Annotated in this window: 14 protein-coding genes; 7 read left to right on the plus strand and 7 right to left on the minus strand. The window is 68.7% G+C overall.

The window, feature by feature from the left end:
- Positions 1-67 precede the first annotated feature (67 nt).
- The 3 genes from L593_RS03520 to L593_RS03530 all read left to right on the plus strand — a co-directional run bounded on the left by L593_RS03520 (position 68) and on the right by L593_RS03530 (position 2,371).
- Positions 68-778, plus strand: a complete 711-nt coding sequence (locus tag L593_RS03520) for a TIGR00266 family protein (protein ID WP_020445551.1) — start codon at positions 68-70, stop codon at positions 776-778.
- Positions 779-874: 96 nt separating this feature from the next.
- Positions 875-1,516 (plus strand): bifunctional 4-hydroxy-2-oxoglutarate aldolase/2-dehydro-3-deoxy-phosphogluconate aldolase, encoded by a 642-nt coding sequence (locus tag L593_RS03525; protein ID WP_049893824.1) that lies wholly within the window; start codon positions 875-877, stop codon positions 1,514-1,516.
- Positions 1,517-1,699: 183 nt separating this feature from the next.
- The gene (locus L593_RS03530; RefSeq protein WP_020445553.1) at positions 1,700-2,371 is read left to right on the plus strand and encodes an HTH domain-containing protein; all 672 of its coding nucleotides are present in this window, start codon (positions 1,700-1,702) and stop codon (positions 2,369-2,371) included.
- 47 nt (positions 2,372-2,418) lie between these two features.
- Here L593_RS03530 and L593_RS03535 read toward each other — a convergent pair whose 3' ends face one another.
- The 3 genes from L593_RS03535 to L593_RS03545 all read right to left on the minus strand — a co-directional run bounded on the left by L593_RS03535 (position 2,419) and on the right by L593_RS03545 (position 5,758).
- Entirely contained in the window at positions 2,419-3,444 is a 1,026-nt protein-coding gene (locus L593_RS03535; protein WP_020445554.1) for an AI-2E family transporter, read from the minus strand.
- Between the two features lie 291 nt (positions 3,445-3,735).
- On the minus strand, positions 3,736-4,986 hold the full coding sequence (hmgA, locus tag L593_RS03540) for a hydroxymethylglutaryl-CoA reductase (NADPH) (protein ID WP_020445555.1): 1,251 nt from the start codon (positions 4,984-4,986) through the stop codon (positions 3,736-3,738).
- A 97-nt stretch (positions 4,987-5,083) separates the two neighbouring features.
- Positions 5,084-5,758 carry a GbsR/MarR family transcriptional regulator gene (locus L593_RS03545; RefSeq protein WP_020445556.1) on the minus strand — a complete coding sequence of 225 codons (675 nt, stop codon included), beginning with the start codon at positions 5,756-5,758 and terminating at the stop codon, positions 5,084-5,086.
- A gap of 80 nt (positions 5,759-5,838) precedes the next feature.
- Here L593_RS03545 and L593_RS03550 point away from each other — a divergent pair, with 80 nt between their 5' ends.
- The 4 genes from L593_RS03550 to L593_RS03565 all read left to right on the plus strand — a co-directional run bounded on the left by L593_RS03550 (position 5,839) and on the right by L593_RS03565 (position 9,522).
- The gene (locus L593_RS03550) at positions 5,839-6,624 is read left to right on the plus strand and encodes an ABC transporter ATP-binding protein (protein WP_020445557.1); all 786 of its coding nucleotides are present in this window, start codon (positions 5,839-5,841) and stop codon (positions 6,622-6,624) included.
- Complete coding sequence (locus tag L593_RS03555; RefSeq protein WP_020445558.1) at positions 6,624-7,352, plus strand: hypothetical protein; 729 nt, start codon at positions 6,624-6,626, stop codon at positions 7,350-7,352. The genes L593_RS03550 and L593_RS03555 overlap by 1 nt, the downstream gene beginning before the upstream one ends.
- On the plus strand, positions 7,349-8,176 hold the full coding sequence (locus tag L593_RS03560; protein WP_020445559.1) for a hypothetical protein: 828 nt from the start codon (positions 7,349-7,351) through the stop codon (positions 8,174-8,176). The genes L593_RS03555 and L593_RS03560 overlap by 4 nt, the downstream gene beginning before the upstream one ends.
- Positions 8,177-8,292: 116 nt before the next feature.
- Complete coding sequence (locus L593_RS03565) at positions 8,293-9,522, plus strand: MFS transporter (protein ID WP_020445560.1); 1,230 nt, start codon at positions 8,293-8,295, stop codon at positions 9,520-9,522.
- 106 nt (positions 9,523-9,628) lie between these two features.
- On the opposite strand, the gene L593_RS03570 is transcribed toward L593_RS03565, so the two are convergent.
- The 4 genes from L593_RS03570 to L593_RS16230 are packed head-to-tail and all read right to left on the minus strand — an operon-like array spanning position 9,629 to position 13,886.
- On the minus strand, positions 9,629-10,282 hold the full coding sequence (locus L593_RS03570; RefSeq protein ID WP_020445561.1) for a hypothetical protein: 654 nt from the start codon (positions 10,280-10,282) through the stop codon (positions 9,629-9,631).
- 45 nt (positions 10,283-10,327) lie between these two features.
- Positions 10,328-12,025: a b(o/a)3-type cytochrome-c oxidase subunit 1 gene (locus tag L593_RS03575; RefSeq protein ID WP_020445562.1), complete on the minus strand. Its 1,698-nt coding sequence runs from the start codon at positions 12,023-12,025 to the stop codon at positions 10,328-10,330.
- Entirely contained in the window at positions 12,022-12,540 is a 519-nt protein-coding gene (locus L593_RS03580; protein WP_020445563.1) for a cytochrome c oxidase subunit II, read from the minus strand. The genes L593_RS03575 and L593_RS03580 overlap by 4 nt, the downstream gene beginning before the upstream one ends.
- An 8-nt stretch (positions 12,541-12,548) precedes the next feature.
- Positions 12,549-13,886, minus strand: coding sequence for a halocyanin domain-containing protein (locus L593_RS16230; protein ID WP_020445564.1), 1,338 nt, complete (start codon positions 13,884-13,886; stop codon positions 12,549-12,551).

The raw sequence follows: 13,886 nt of genomic DNA on the forward strand, positions 1-13,886 counted from the left end.
CGGATGGACGCGACGTGCTTCGCCTCAGCATTCAATACGATCGGGCGCCACCGACTGAAGCGTACGCATGAACATCGAACTCACGCACCAGCCCTCCTACACCCACGTCGTCGCCGACCTCGAGATGGGCGAGACCATCCTCGCGGAGCCAGGCGCGATGGTGAGCCACACGTCGACCGTCGCCGTCGACACCACGACGAGTCGAGACGGCCTGCTCTCCTCCGCCAAGTCGATGCTCGGCGGCGAGTCGGCGTTCGCCAACGAGTTCACTGCCGAGGACGGCCCTGGCACCGTCACGCTCGCGCCGCCGACCCCCGGCGACGTGAAGCACTTCCAGCTCGCCGAGGAGACGCTCTACGCCGTCGACGGCAGCTACCTCGCGTCCGATCCGGCGATCGACATCGACTCCGAACTCGGCGGGCTGAAGACCATGCTCGGGGGCGCGGGCCTCACCCCGCTCGCGCTCAAGGGCACGGGCGACGTCCTGATCGAGGCCTTCGGCGGCATCGAGTCAGTGGAGCTATCGGCCGACGAGACGTACACCATCGACAACGAGCACCTGGTCGCCTGGGAGGGCTCGGTCGACTTCGACGTTCGCCGCGTCGGCGGCCTCAAGTCCACGATCCTCAGCGGGGAAGGCCTCGTGCTCGACTTCTCGGGGCCGGGACGCGTCTGGTACCAGACCCGCGGCCTCGACTCCTTCATCGCCGCGATCGGCGAGAACGTGACGGCGGAGGGCCAGGACGGGCAGGGGAGTCCCGACATGGACTTCTTTTGAACGTGTCGCCCACGGCGCTCGATACACGGCTCCAGCCAGTGACCGGGCGCCTGCCGGATGGCCGCGTTTAAGCCACCGGCCGTCGCAACGACGAACATGGTCAACGACACGCTCCAGCGGATCGAGGAGGCCGGCGTCGTCGCCGTCCTGCGCGGCGTCGAACCCGACACGGTCGAGCAGGTCGCAGAAGCGATCGTCGAGGGGGGCGTCACCGCACTCGAGGTCACCGCCGACTCGCACGACGCGATGGACATGATCGAGACGCTCACCGAGACCGTCGGCGACGACGCGCTCGTCGGCGTCGGGACGGTGCTCGATTCGGAGACGACCCGTGCCGCGATCGCCGCCGGCGCCGAGTTCGTCGTCTGCCCGACCTTCGATCGCGGCGTCGTCGAAACGTGCAACCGCTACGGCGTGCCCGTCGCGCCTGGCGTCTTCACCCCGACCGAGGCCCAGCAGGCCTACGAGGCCGGCGCGGACGTCGTCAAGGTGTTCCCCGCGAAGTCCGGGGGTCCCGGGCACGTCTCCGCACTCAAGGGCCCGCTTGGCCACCTGAACGTGATCCCGACGGGTGGCGTCGGGCCGAGCAACGCTGGCGAGTACGTCGAGGCAGGTGCGATGGCCGTGGGTGCGGGCGGCGCGATCCTGGACCACGACGCCGTCGACGCAGGCGACTACGAGCAACTGACCGAGAACGCGGCCGCACTGGTTCGGGCCGTCGAGGACGCGCGGAACTGAGACTTTTGGAGCGCCGGCACCGTAGCGTGACGCCGTCACCGAGTAGCACGCGCGTACCGGCGTGGACCCAACGGGCTCCGTTCGCTTCGCCACGCCGTTGTTGCCACGTACTGAGAGACGGAGGGGATTTTATGCGCCTGCCCGCAGAAGGATCACTCCCGGAGCGTCGAACCGGGTGTCCCCATGTCTACCGAGCCAGCCCCCACAGATCTCACGATTGCCTGTCACGTCCGTCCGACGCTCGTCCTCGAACCGATCGACGCGAAGATCGAGACGCTCCGCCAGTGTGAGCGCGACGGCACCATCGACTCCCTGCTCCTCCGGAGCTGGCCCGGCGAGGTGGCGATGCTCGAGGACACGCCACACCCCGAGGTCCTCGACCAGTACGACCGCTTCACCGACTGGGCCGATCGCGCCGACGTGAGCATCCACCCGCCGTTCCAGACCCGGGAGACGACCTCCATCGCGTCCGAGCGCACCATCGACCGCCTCGTCACGCCGACGATCTGTCTCGCCGTCTACGACCGCGACCGGCTGGTCGGCGTCTTCCCCCACAGCGACGGCGAGACGACCTACACCGTCCCGGAAGCCATCGCGTCGCTCCGGACCGGCGAACTCCCGGAAGCACTGCTCCGACGCGGCGGCGTCGCCGAGCGGACCACCCCGCGGCCGGCAACGGCGCCACCGAGCGGCGACCTGCCCTCGTGGAACCGCCCCACGATGGCTGCGGGCGAATCGCGACCCGCCTGCCCGGACTGTGGCGACGACCTGACGAACGTGCAGGGGATCCTCGATTGCGACGGCTGCGAGTGGATCGGTGCGGACCGAACCATCCCGCTCGTCACCGGGCGCTGATCGCTCCCTTCTCGACCGATTACCACCGACGCGTCCGGCTCGTCCATTCAGGTGGTGGTTAGCTCTGCATCCTCATCGAGGAGGAGTTCCAGAATCGTCACCGTGAGTCCCAGCACGACCGGGCCCACGAACAGGCCCATGAAGCCGAAGACGGCGACGCCGCCGAAGATGCCCAGCACGAGCAGGCCGGAGTTGAGGCCGGCGCCCCGTTGCATCGCGAGCGGCCTGACGACGTTGTCCGAGCCGCTGACGATCACCGCGCCGTAGACGCCGAGTGCGAGCGCGGCAGTCGGTCGGCCCTCCGCCGCGAGCAGGAGCGTCGCCGGAATCCAGACGATCGAGGCGCCGATCAACGGGAGCAAGGAGAGGAAGAAGGTCACGACGCCCCAGAAGACGAGGTCGTCGAACCCCAGTACCAGGAAGCCGAGGACCGTGAGCACCGCCTGGAGACCGGCGACGACGATGGTTCCCACGACCGCCGACCAGAGCAGGTCGTCGGTGCGGGCGACGAGGTGGTCGGTCGTCGCCGCGTCCAGCGGCAGCGTCTCGCGGATCCACGCCACGAGCCGGTCGCCGTCCCTGAGGAAGTAAAAGAGCGCGAAGGTGAACACGAAGGCGTTGACGAGGAGGGCCGGGATGCCGGCGAGAAACCCGTACAGGCCACCGACGAGGCCGGAGAAGGCTCGCCGTGCCACCTCGCCCAGTTGCTGTTCAAACGACGAGAGGTCGCGCTCGACGCCGAGGTAGTCCCGGAGGAGGGTCTCGAGGAACGCGTCGTCCGGAATCGACGCCGTCTCCGCCAGCGCGACCGCCTGTTCGATGGCGATTCGCAGGACCAGCACGACCGGCACGAGCACGAGGAGCAACAGGAGGAACACCGTCACGAGCGCGCCCGCTGTCGGCCCCAGCCGACGAGAGAGCCGGTCGCTGACTGGCACGAGGAGAAACGCCAGCAGGCCCGCCGCGAGAATCGCCTGGAAGAAGGGGAACACGAGCGCCACGGACAGCAGGCCGAAGACGACGAAGAGGAGCAGGAGAACGGCGTTCTCGGAGAGCCACTCGAAGTCGGTCATCGCGACCGGCCCTCCTGCACGGCACGGGCCCGCGAGGCGGCCGCTGGGCGGATTCGGGGCGCTGCCGGCCGGTCCGGGAGATGACCGTCGATCGCCCGAGCATCGACGGTATCCATGCCGTGAGCCAGGGCGAATGCGGGCTTCGTTACTCGGAGATTTCCCGGCGGAAGCGACGGCGAGTCCGCTGAACGGCGTCACGGACGCCGAGCAATCGGTGGCTATCGACCGCCGGCAGAATCGGTTCTGACGTCGGCGCGTCGGCTGCCGGCCACCCGCTACCGACCAGACCGACTACCGGCCCAGTTCCTCGTGGGCAGAAGAGAGGTGCCGCGAGGCCAGCGCGGCGAGCAGGGAGAGTTCGCCCGCCAGCGCACCCGCTGCGATGACCTCGGCGAGGGCGTCGCCGTTCGATCCCGGCGGATCGCCACCGCCGCCGAAGCCCAGCACCTCGAGGGCCTCGGACTGGGTCGCGAGGTTGGTCCCACCGCCGACGGTTCCGACTTCGAGGCTCGCCAGCGAGACGCTCGCGTAGAGTTCGTCGCCGCGGTCCTCGATCGTCGTGATCGCGTTCGAGCCCTCGACGACCTGGGCGGCGTCCTGGCCCGTCGCGAGGTACGCCGCGGCGACGACGTTCGCGGCGTGGGCGTTGAACCCGAGCGCGCCGGCCTTCGCCGAGCCGATCAGGTTCTTCCGGGTGTTCGCCTCCTCGATCGCGGCGGGCGTCGTGCCGAGGCGCTCCTCGACGAGTTCGGTGGGGATGGTCACGTCCGCGACGACCGTGCGGCCACGGCCCTCCACTGCGTTGATCGCGGCAGGCTTCTTGTCCGAACAGAGGTTCCCCGAGAGCGCGACGAGGTCGGCCGGGGTCTCGTCCTCGACGAGTCCGGCGGCCTCGCGCGTCGCGATCGTCGCCATGTTCATCCCCATCGCGTCTTTGGTGTCGTAGACGAATCGCAGGAAGACGGAGTCGCCCACGACGTAGGGGTCGACCGCGGTGAGTTCACCGTGGCTCGTGGTGGATTCGGCGGCCTCCCGCAGGTCGGCTTCGTGCTCGTCGACCCACTCGACGACCTGCTCGGCCTCGGCGATCCCTGCGACGCGGAACACCGGTGCGCGCGTCATTCCGTTCTCAACGACGCGGGCGTCTGCACCGCCGGACTCAGTAATGACGCTGGCGCCGCGATTGACCGAGGCGACCAGCGCGCCCTCCGTCGTCGCGAGCGGAAGGTAGTGTTCCGGTGGGCCGTTCGGGTCGTCCACGGCGTCGGTCGCCGCCGCGCTCGCGGCACCGCCGTCGACCGCGAGTGGCCCGACGACGCCCATCGGGACCTGCGCTGCGCCGAGCATGTTCTCGATGTTCGGCTCGGCCTGCCCGGCCGGGAAGGCGTACTCGCCGACGGCCTCGAGGTCGGCGCCGGTCTCGGCCTCGATCACCAGCCGGCGGGCCGTCGCGGCCGCGTCGGCGTCGGCCTGGTCATCGAGTTCGTAGAGTCGGAGCTCACCGTCGAGCACGCGGTCGGCGAGGTCCTGGGGGTCTGTCATGGGCGATGCGTCGGTGGCCCGGGGCCTAAGGGTTGCTCTTCCGGGTAGCAGGCTCGGAATCGCTGGAATCGATCGCCGGGCGGGCCGGGCCTCGATGCTACGTTTCGGTTTCCTCGTGGTCGTCGCCCGACGGATCGTCTGACTCGGGGAACGCCTCGTGGTCAACGTCGTCGGCGAACCGTGCGAGGATCCCGAGCATCCGTTCGACGGGGAACTGCTCGAAGAGCTCCAGCGAGACGGCGAACTGCCGATAGAGCGACTGGAGGTCGCGCACCCGTTCGAGATTGTCGGCGATCGTTGCCGCGCGCTCGGGGTCGGCGGCTCGCTCCGCGGCGTCGAGAGCGGCTTCGAGTTCGCGTTCCGACTCGCTCAGCGTCCGGCGCATCAGTTCCACCTCCCGGCGGCCGGCGTCCTGCATCGCCTGCCGCATCGCGTACCAGATGTCTCGCTCGGCCTCGAAGTAGGACTTCCTGCCGCCGCCGGCACCGCTCACGCGGCGCGCGAAGTAGATTTCCTCGAGGCTGTTGGTGACGTCGCTGACCGTCGACTTCGCGTACCCGCTTCGCTCGGCGAGCACGTCCAGCGAGAGCGGCTCCTCCGCGAAGTAGAGCAGTCCGTAGATCCGCCCCGCACTTCGCGGGAGGCCGTACATCGTGGCGGCCTGTTCCATCGCGGCGATGACGTCGTTGCGGGCGTTCGCGACCGCCTCGTCGACGTCCTCGCCGCCCTCGCAGGCCGGTCCCGGCTCCGCCAGCGCGTCGTCCTCGCTCATACGCACACAACGACCGAAAGCAGTAAAAACCGCACGTTCGGAACGTTCGGTAAATGCCGAATATAGATGCTCGAGTTGCGGTGGCCGACGGCGGATCGGCGTCTGACGGCGGAGCAGCGTCCGACAACGACGACCTCGCGATCCGAGCGAGTGGCATCGACAAGGCCTACGACTCCTGGTTCCCCTGGGAGCCCACCGTCGAGGTGCTCGACGACGCCGCGATCGAGATCGAGCGCGGTGAACTGGTCGGCATCGTCGGCGAGAACGGCTCCGGCAAGTCCACGCTGATGCAGATCCTCGTCGGCGCGCTCGCCCCCGACGCGGGGACCGTCGAACGGGGCGGCACCGTCGGCTGGTGTCCACAGGACCCGCTCCTGTACGACAGGCTGACGGTCCGGGAGACGATGCGCCTCTTCGGGGAAGCCTACGGACTCGACGAGGACCGACGGAGGGAGCGCGTCGACTGGCTCACCGACCGTCTCGACTTCGCGAAGTACCTCGACACCAGGATCGACCGACTGAGCGGCGGGAACCGCCAGAAAGTGAACCTCTCGGTGGCGCTGCTGCACGATCCGGACGTCCTCCTGCTGGACGAGCCCTACACCGGCTTCGACTGGGAGACGTACCTCGCGTTCTGGGAGCTGACGGACGAACTGGCGGCGGCGGGCACCGCAATCGCGATCATCAGTCACTTCGTCGAGGACCGGGACCGCTTCGACGCGATCTACGAACTCCGGGACGGTGGGCTCCGCGAGGACGGACGGAAGGACGGCCGGGAGGAGGCGGCCGAGCACGCCGACTCGGCAGTCCCGGGCAGTGCCGGCGACGCAGCACAGGTCGATCGGTCGTCGGAGGTGACGGACTGATGGGCGCCGTCGGTCGCCAGCGAGCGGCCGTCGCCGCCGGCATCCGCTCGACGCTCCGGGAGCCGACGACGGTCGTCCTCCTGCTCGCGCTGCCGCCGCTCGTCGTCGCCGTCTTCGACGTCGCGCTGGCGACCTACGGCGCGGCCCCGGGCATCGAGGTCGGCGCGACGGAGGCCGAGCGGGGCGGCGCGCTGTTCTCGACGGCGTTCCTCGCCGGACTGCTCGGCGTCTTCCAGATCGTCGGGGCCGCGGAGGCCGACGGCCGCCTCGTCGTCTGTGGCTACCGCCCCGCAGAGGTCGTCGGGGCCCGTCTCGTCGCGATCGGGCTTGCGAGCCTGCTCGTCACCGGGATCACGTACGCCACGTTCGCGTGGATGAGCCCGGAGGCGATCGCCGCGCCAGGCCTCGCGATCCTCGCCCTCTTCCTGGCCGCCACGACCTACGCACTCGTCGGCGTGATCGTCGGGACGGTGATCGGCCGGGAGCTGGAGGGCTCCCTGCTCCTCGTGTTCGTCGCCGACTTCGACTCGTTCACCTCGCTGGGCGTGATCCCGACCGAGTCCGAACTCCTCGAGTATACGCCGCTGGAGCGACCCGCGCGGTTGCTCGCCGACGCCGTCACGAGGGGGACGATCCAGACCGGCGACCTGCTCGGTGCGATCGCGTACCTCGTGGTGTTGCTCGGGATCGCAGTCGCCGTCGTCGAGTTCCGGGGTGACCTGGTGTGAGCGCGGACGCCGACGCCTCCTCGGGCGCGGCGACGGGTCGGCCGGGGGGCGAAACGGGCCGCCCGGGGGACGAAACTGCGGCTGACTCACTCCGGCGTACGGGATTCGCGGCCTGGATCGAGGCGGTGCAGGTCCGTCGGGATCCCCTGTTGCTCGTCCTCCTCGTCGCGTTGCCGGCCTACTTCGTTGGCGCGTGGGGCGTGATCGTCCCCGACGCGACGATGACCGCGTCGATTCCCTCGGGCGAGGGAGCCCAGACGGTCCAGGCCTCGATGCCGGAGCTGATCGTCGCGATCATCGCGCCGGTGGCCGGCGCGCTGGTGGTCGGAATCACCGCGCTGTTCGTCGTCCAGCGCTCCCGCGACGTCGACGGTCGGCTCCAGATCGCTGGCTACCGACCGGTCGAACTGCTCGCGGCCCGCCTGTCGCTCCTCGGCGGGATCGCCGTGCTCGTCACCGTCGTCACCATCGCTGCGAGCTGGATCCACCTCGTCCCCGAACACCCGCTCTGGTTCGGCCTCGCCGTGATGCTGGCAGGGGGCATCTACGGCGCGATCGGTGCAATGCTCGGGCTCGTGCTCGATCGGATGCCCGGCGTCTACTCCCTGCTGTTCGCACCGATCATCGACGTGATGATCCTCCAGAGTCCGCTCTCCGAGCAGCCCTGGTGGACGGCGTGGCTACCGGGCCACCACCCGGCGCAGCTCGCGGCGAGCGCCGCCCTCGCCGACTCCGTTGCAATCGAGCACGCCGCCGGGGGACTCGCGGCGCTGCTCGTGCTGGTCGGCGTCGTCGGGGTCGTGACGACCTATCGGATGCGCTGAGCGGGACAACACTCGCGGGCGTCGCCGATGGGCCTCGGGTCGCCACACCGATCCAGAATTCTACAAAAATTCGCGTCCGGGAACGCCTACGTGAACGAGGCACGTAGCTTCGATCGATGGGCCGACCGTCCACGTTCGCGCTCCGCTACTACGCCTATCGCGTCACCTCGGCAGCGGGGTTTACCGCTCCGATCTGGTACCTCTACCTCTACGCCAACGGCCTGTCCTACTTCGAGGTGGCCGTCGTCAACGCCGTCTGGTGGAGCGGGCTGCTCCTCTTCGAACTCCCGACTGGCTACGTCGGCGATCGGATCGGCCGCCGAGAGAGCCTGCTACTTGGCACCGGGACCGTGACGGTCGCGACGCTCGCGATGATCCCCGCCAGCACACTCCCGGCCTTCGCCGTCGTTTTCGCGGTGTGGGCTGCCGGGCAGACGTTCCGGTCGGGCGCGGACGACGCCTGGCTCTACGACGGGCTCGACAAGGACGATTCGGACGCGACCTTCCTCCACCTACGGAGCCGCGGGACGGCCCTCGCGCTCGTGACGACCGGCGCGACCGCGCTGGTCGGCGGCTGGCTCGCCGAGGCGAACATCGAGTACACCTTCCTCGCGGCGGCGATCGTCTCGGCACTCGGATTGCCGATCCTCTGGACGTTCCCGGCGAGTCGCGATCCCGACGACGAGACGCTCGGGACGTTCGAGGCGCTGCCCGTCCTCCGCGAGGAACTCGGCCGGCCCGGCGTCCGGTCGTTCGTCCTGCTGATCGGCCTCTTCACGGGCGTCCACTGGGGCGTGAACTTCTTCGTCCAGCCGGTGTCGGTGGACCTCGGCGTCTCTAGAACCGGACTCGGCGTGCTCTACGCCGGCTTCACCGGACTCGGAGCGCTCGGGAGCTACCGGGCGGAGTGGATCGCGGAGCGAATCGGGATCGACACCTGGTTCCGGGCCATCCCGGTCGGTCTCGCGGCGTTGCTGGTCGCCGTCGCGTTCCTGCCCGCACTCGCGATTCCGGCCTTCGTCGCGATTCGAACGGCCAAGAGCACCGCCACGCCGCTGGCCGCCGACTGGCTCAACGACCGGATCGGCAGCGTGGGTCGTGCGACCGTGCTCTCGGCGCAGGGGATGGTCGCGACGGCGCTGACCGTACCCTTCGAACTGGGTGCGGGCAGCGTCGCCGAACTACTCGGCCCGCTCTCGACGGTCGCCCTGTTCGGCGCGGTGCTGGGCAGCTTGACGGTCGGGATTCTCGCACTCGGTCGGCCGTTCGCACGGTCCGTCGGGACGGATTCGTCGTGCAGTGAGAACCCAGCCGACGGCGGCGGCATCGCTGGGCGTTCGGGATAGCGGCAACGTCGAGTACGCGACCAGAATAGCGGCCGCGTCGAGTACGCGAGCAGAAAAGCGGGATAGCTGCCACGTCGAGTACGCGAGCAGGAACGCGACTCCAGACTCAGTTCTGGAGCGGGAAGCTGCCGAGTTCCACCGTTCGCTCGACCCGCTCGGTGCCGGTCGCCGTCTCGGTACTGGCGAGCACCTCGAAACTGGCCGGCCGCTCGCCGGCCGGCATGCGCCAGGTGTGGTCGAGCGTCTGGGGCTCGCCCGGCGCGAGCCGTTCCGTGGCTACCGGGTCCGCGATGCGCTTCCCCTCGTCCGTGCGGAGTGCGCTCACGCGGAACGTGTAGGGGTCCTCGCCGGTGTTCTCGACGCGAATCCTCGCCTGGAACTCCCAGACGTTCTCGCCCGACACCACCACTGCACGACGCAGGATCTCGGGCGGGGGCGTCTCCGGCAGGATTTCGTCACCGATCTCCACTGCCGTGTCGGGATCGCCACCACTGTCGGATTCGTTGCCGCCCCCACCACCGCCGCCCAGCAGGAACGAGCGAAGCATCCGTAGCAAGGTCGCGCCCTCGACGAGGATCGGGATTCCGATCCCCAGCGCGACGAGGAGGCGGATGAGCCAGCGGCGATTGACGTCGTCCTGGCCCGCCGGTGCGACCGTGGTAGGTGCCGCTGACTCGTCCTCGCCGGCTGTGGAATCTGCTCGCGTCGCTCCAGTATCGGCGTCTGACTCGTCGTCGGGCTCAGTGGGTGTGTCGGGCATCGATGGAAACGGGAACGCGAATCGGTTCGCTACGGGCGTCGCAGCTCAGGTCGGGACCGGTGCGGAACCGGGTGAGAGCAGGCCGTCGGCGACCATGCTCCACAGCGGGACGCCGTAGGCGATCAAGACGAGCAGGACGGCGATCGCCGCCCAGAGCGTCAGGTTGTCGAGAACCCGTGGACTGTCCTCGGGTCCGGAGAGCGCCTCGGGCAGGTCGCCGTTGACCCGGAGCGCCCCCTCGCGCGGCCGGGAGAGCCAGGTACCGGTGACGACCACCAGGAACAGCGCGAGCGAGGTCGTCAGCAACGTCGCGCCGAGCGCGATCTGGAACTGGATCTCCGCGATGGTACCGAAGACCGGGGCGAACGCGTCGGCGCCGCTCGCGTTCGCCAGCGGCTCGGCGGTCCGGCGCGGCAGTCCCGCGAGACCGCCGCGGTGCATCGCGTTCGACATCAGCGTCATGCCGATGAACCAGAGGTACGGCTGGATCAGCGCGAGCGTCCGGTGCTGGAGGCGCTTGCCCGTCAGTTGCGGGTAGAGCCAGTAGGTCGTCGCCATCGCGGTGAGCGCGAACGCCGTTCCCACGGTGAGGTGGAAGTGGCCAGGCACCCAGAGCGTGTTGTGGATGAGGTAGTTGATGTTCATCCCGGCGTTGATCATCCCGGAGAACCCGCCGGCGGCGAACATCAGGCCGGCCAGCGCCATCCCCGCGAACGCCGGATCACCCCAGGGGAGCGATCGGAGCCACTTCAGGAAGCCCTTCCCGCCGTTCCGTCTCGCGCCGTACTCCATCGACGCGACGACGGTGAACGCCGTCAGGAACGACGGTAACAGCAACATCATCGTGTTCGTCATGGCGATCGTCTTGAACCCCTCAGCGATCCCGGGGTCGACGTACTGGTGGTGGAAGCCCACCGGCGTCGACAGCAGGACGAAGAGCACGAAGACGACCCTGGCGAGCGGATCGGAGAGCAACCGACCGCCCGCGAGCTTCGGCAGGATCGTGTACCAGGCGACGTAGCCGGGCAGCAGCCAGAAGTACACGACCGGGTGGCCGAAGAACCAGAACAGCGATCGCGTGAGCAGCGGATCGACCGTCTCGATCCAGCCGAAGGACCACGGGATCAGGAAGAAGACGACCTCGACGGCGACCCCGAGGGTCGCGAGGTACCACATGATCCACGTGGTGAGGACCATGAAGGCCTGCAGCGGGATGCGCGCGCCGGGATTGTCCGCGCGCCACTCCCGGAACGTGAGGAAGTAGTCGGCCCCGACGATCCAGGAGCCGACGATCAGCAGCGCTGCGCCGACGTAGAACGCCGGGTGCGCCTTCATCGGCGAGTAGAACGTGTAGAGCACGTCCGAAGATCCGAAGGGCAGGCCAGGTGCGAACCCGTTGAGGATCGCGATCGTCGCGAGGACGGTGCCGATCAGCATCGAGAGGAAGCCAGTCCAGACGATCCTGGCGTCGTGAAGCTCCCTGTCGAAGCTCCGCGTGAGCGCCCACACGAACATGCCACAGATGAAGAAGGTCGTGAACACGAGCGCGAGCAGGACGCCGTGGCCAGTCAGGACGGTGTAGTACTCCTGGGCGGTGATCGGAAGCGCGTCGCGGAAGTAGCCGGTCCGGAACAGCGCCTGGATTAGCCCGAATGCGCCACCGAGTCCCAGCGCGATGAACGCGACGCCCCAGTGCCACCGGACGATCTTCGCCTCGGTCGGGAACTCGTCGACGTAGGTCATTCGCCGCTCACCCCGTTACCGTCGAAGTTCGACTGCGAGACGACTTCGACCGTTCCCCGCATGGTGTGATGACTGGCGCCACAGTACTCGTGACAGACGATGTGGTGGTCGCCGGTCTCGTCGAACTCGACCGTTATCTCGGCGACCTGTCCTGGAATAATCATAGTGTTGACGTTCGTCCCTGGCAGGTAGAAGCCGTGCGTGACGTCACCGCTCGTGACGTAGAAGGTGACCTCCGTGTCGGCTGGCACCTGGATCGGCTCCGTGGAGCCTGGACTGAAGAGGAACTGCCGCGCGATGACGTACACCTCGACGTCGCCGTCCTCGGTCGTGTAGACGCCTGGTTCGCGGAAGTTGTCAGACGCGGTCGGGTCGTCCGGATCGACCGTTCCGCCGCTGTCGTCGACCATCGCGACGCCGGCGCCGAGGGCGCCGTAGACGATCGTACCGATGAACGCGACGATCAGTAGTAGTGCTGCGACGAGCCAGAGTTTCTCGAATCGATGAATCTCCATGCGTTAGATCACCCGATCACCGTGGGTCCCTTGCCCAGGAACTCGACGAAGTACATGAACACCCACATCCCGAGCAGGATGAGCGCGTAGACGACGATCAGTGCCGCCGTCCCCATCGGGTCGTACTCGTCGTGACCGATCTCCTCGACCGGTTCGGGCTCGGCCGCTTCGGGAATCGGTTCGCCGGCGGGAATCCCTGCCGCCCTGCCGGCTTCGGTACCCCTGCCTCGTTCGTCTCGATCCCAGTAGCGATAGTAGCTCACGAGGATCGGCGCGAGCAGCGCGGCGACGATACCGCCGGCGAGCCCAGTCACCCAGAACGGTGGGCCACCACCACCAGCGGTCGCACCGGGCTGGCCGCCGTTGCCAGCGGGCGCCGCTCCGACGACGATCGCACCCTTCATCCCCAGCGAGAGGTGGGGTTCGCAGAAGTACGTGTAGGTCCCCTCTGTCTCGAAAGTGTGCGTGAAGGAGAACCCGGTGTCCTCGATCGGTTCGTGACCCTCCCAGCCGGCGCCCTCCGGCTGGGACTCCACGATCACGTTGTGGGTGTCCGACACCCACTCGAAGGTGACCGTCGTCCCCGGTGAGATCCGGAGCGCCGGTGGGTCGAACGCGAACGTCCCGCCGTTGCCGTCCGCGCCGACGGTGACGGAGACCTCGGACTGACCGGTCTGGTCGGCCGTGGTCCCGTCGTAGTTCTGGACCTCGCCGCCGCGGGCGTCGCTCGTGAACCAGTTGCCGTACTCGGCCGGGACGCCCTCGCCACCGCCGCTACCGGCGGGCGCCGGTCCGACGACGATGCCCCCTTTCATCCCCAGCGAGAGGTGGGGTTCGCAGAAGTACGTGTAGGTCCCCTCGGTCTCGAAAGTGTGCGTGAAGGAGAACCCGGTGTCCTCGATCGGATCGTGGCCCTCCCAGCCGGCGCCCTCCGGCTGGGACTCCACGATCACGTTGTGGGTGTCCGACACCCACTCGAAGGTGACCGTCGTCCCCGGCGAGATCCGGAGCGCCGGCGGGTCGAACGCGAAGGTTCCACCGTTGCCGTCCGCGCCGACGGTGACGGTGATCTCCGACTCGCCGGTCCGGTCGACGGTCGTTCCGTCGTAGTTCTGGACCTCACCGCCGCGGGCGTCGCCCGTGAACCAGTTGCCGAACTCCGCAGGGACGCCCTCACCGCCGTCCTCGTCCTGGGCAGCGGCGGTTCCCGTTGCGGCAGCGCCCGCCGCCGCTGCGGCCGCGGTGCCGGCGGCGGTCTGCAAGACCCGTCGTCTGGATAGCTGTCCCGCGCGATCCGTCACGGAGACCACCCGCCCCGATCGGTCGAGACGATCGTCCTCGGACAC

Source organism: Salinarchaeum sp. Harcht-Bsk1 (assembly GCF_000403645.1).
Classification (GTDB): domain Archaea; phylum Halobacteriota; class Halobacteria; order Halobacteriales; family Salinarchaeaceae; genus Salinarchaeum.

Bases quoted from the DNA above. Each gene is read 5' to 3' on its own strand.
- L593_RS03520 (WP_020445551.1), top strand. From the start codon at position 68: ATGAACATCGAACTCACGCACCAGCCCTCCTACACCCACGTCGTCGCC.
- L593_RS03525 (WP_049893824.1), top strand. From the start codon at position 875: ATGGTCAACGACACGCTCCAGCGGATCGAGGAGGCCGGCGTCGTCGCC.
- L593_RS03555 (WP_020445558.1), top strand. From the start codon at position 6,624: ATGGGCGCCGTCGGTCGCCAGCGAGCGGCCGTCGCCGCCGGCATCCGC.
- hmgA (WP_020445555.1), bottom strand. From the start codon at position 4,986: ATGACAGACCCCCAGGACCTCGCCGACCGCGTGCTCGACGGTGAGCTC.
- L593_RS03530 (WP_020445553.1), top strand. From the start codon at position 1,700: ATGTCTACCGAGCCAGCCCCCACAGATCTCACGATTGCCTGTCACGTC.
- L593_RS03580 (WP_020445563.1), bottom strand. From the start codon at position 12,540: ATGGAGATTCATCGATTCGAGAAACTCTGGCTCGTCGCAGCACTACTA.
- L593_RS03570 (WP_020445561.1), bottom strand. From the start codon at position 10,282: ATGCCCGACACACCCACTGAGCCCGACGACGAGTCAGACGCCGATACT.
- L593_RS03535 (WP_020445554.1), bottom strand. From the start codon at position 3,444: ATGACCGACTTCGAGTGGCTCTCCGAGAACGCCGTTCTCCTGCTCCTC.
- L593_RS03545 (WP_020445556.1), bottom strand. From the start codon at position 5,758: ATGAGCGAGGACGACGCGCTGGCGGAGCCGGGACCGGCCTGCGAGGGC.
- L593_RS03575 (WP_020445562.1), bottom strand. From the start codon at position 12,025: ATGACCTACGTCGACGAGTTCCCGACCGAGGCGAAGATCGTCCGGTGG.
- L593_RS03565 (WP_020445560.1), top strand. From the start codon at position 8,293: ATGGGCCGACCGTCCACGTTCGCGCTCCGCTACTACGCCTATCGCGTC.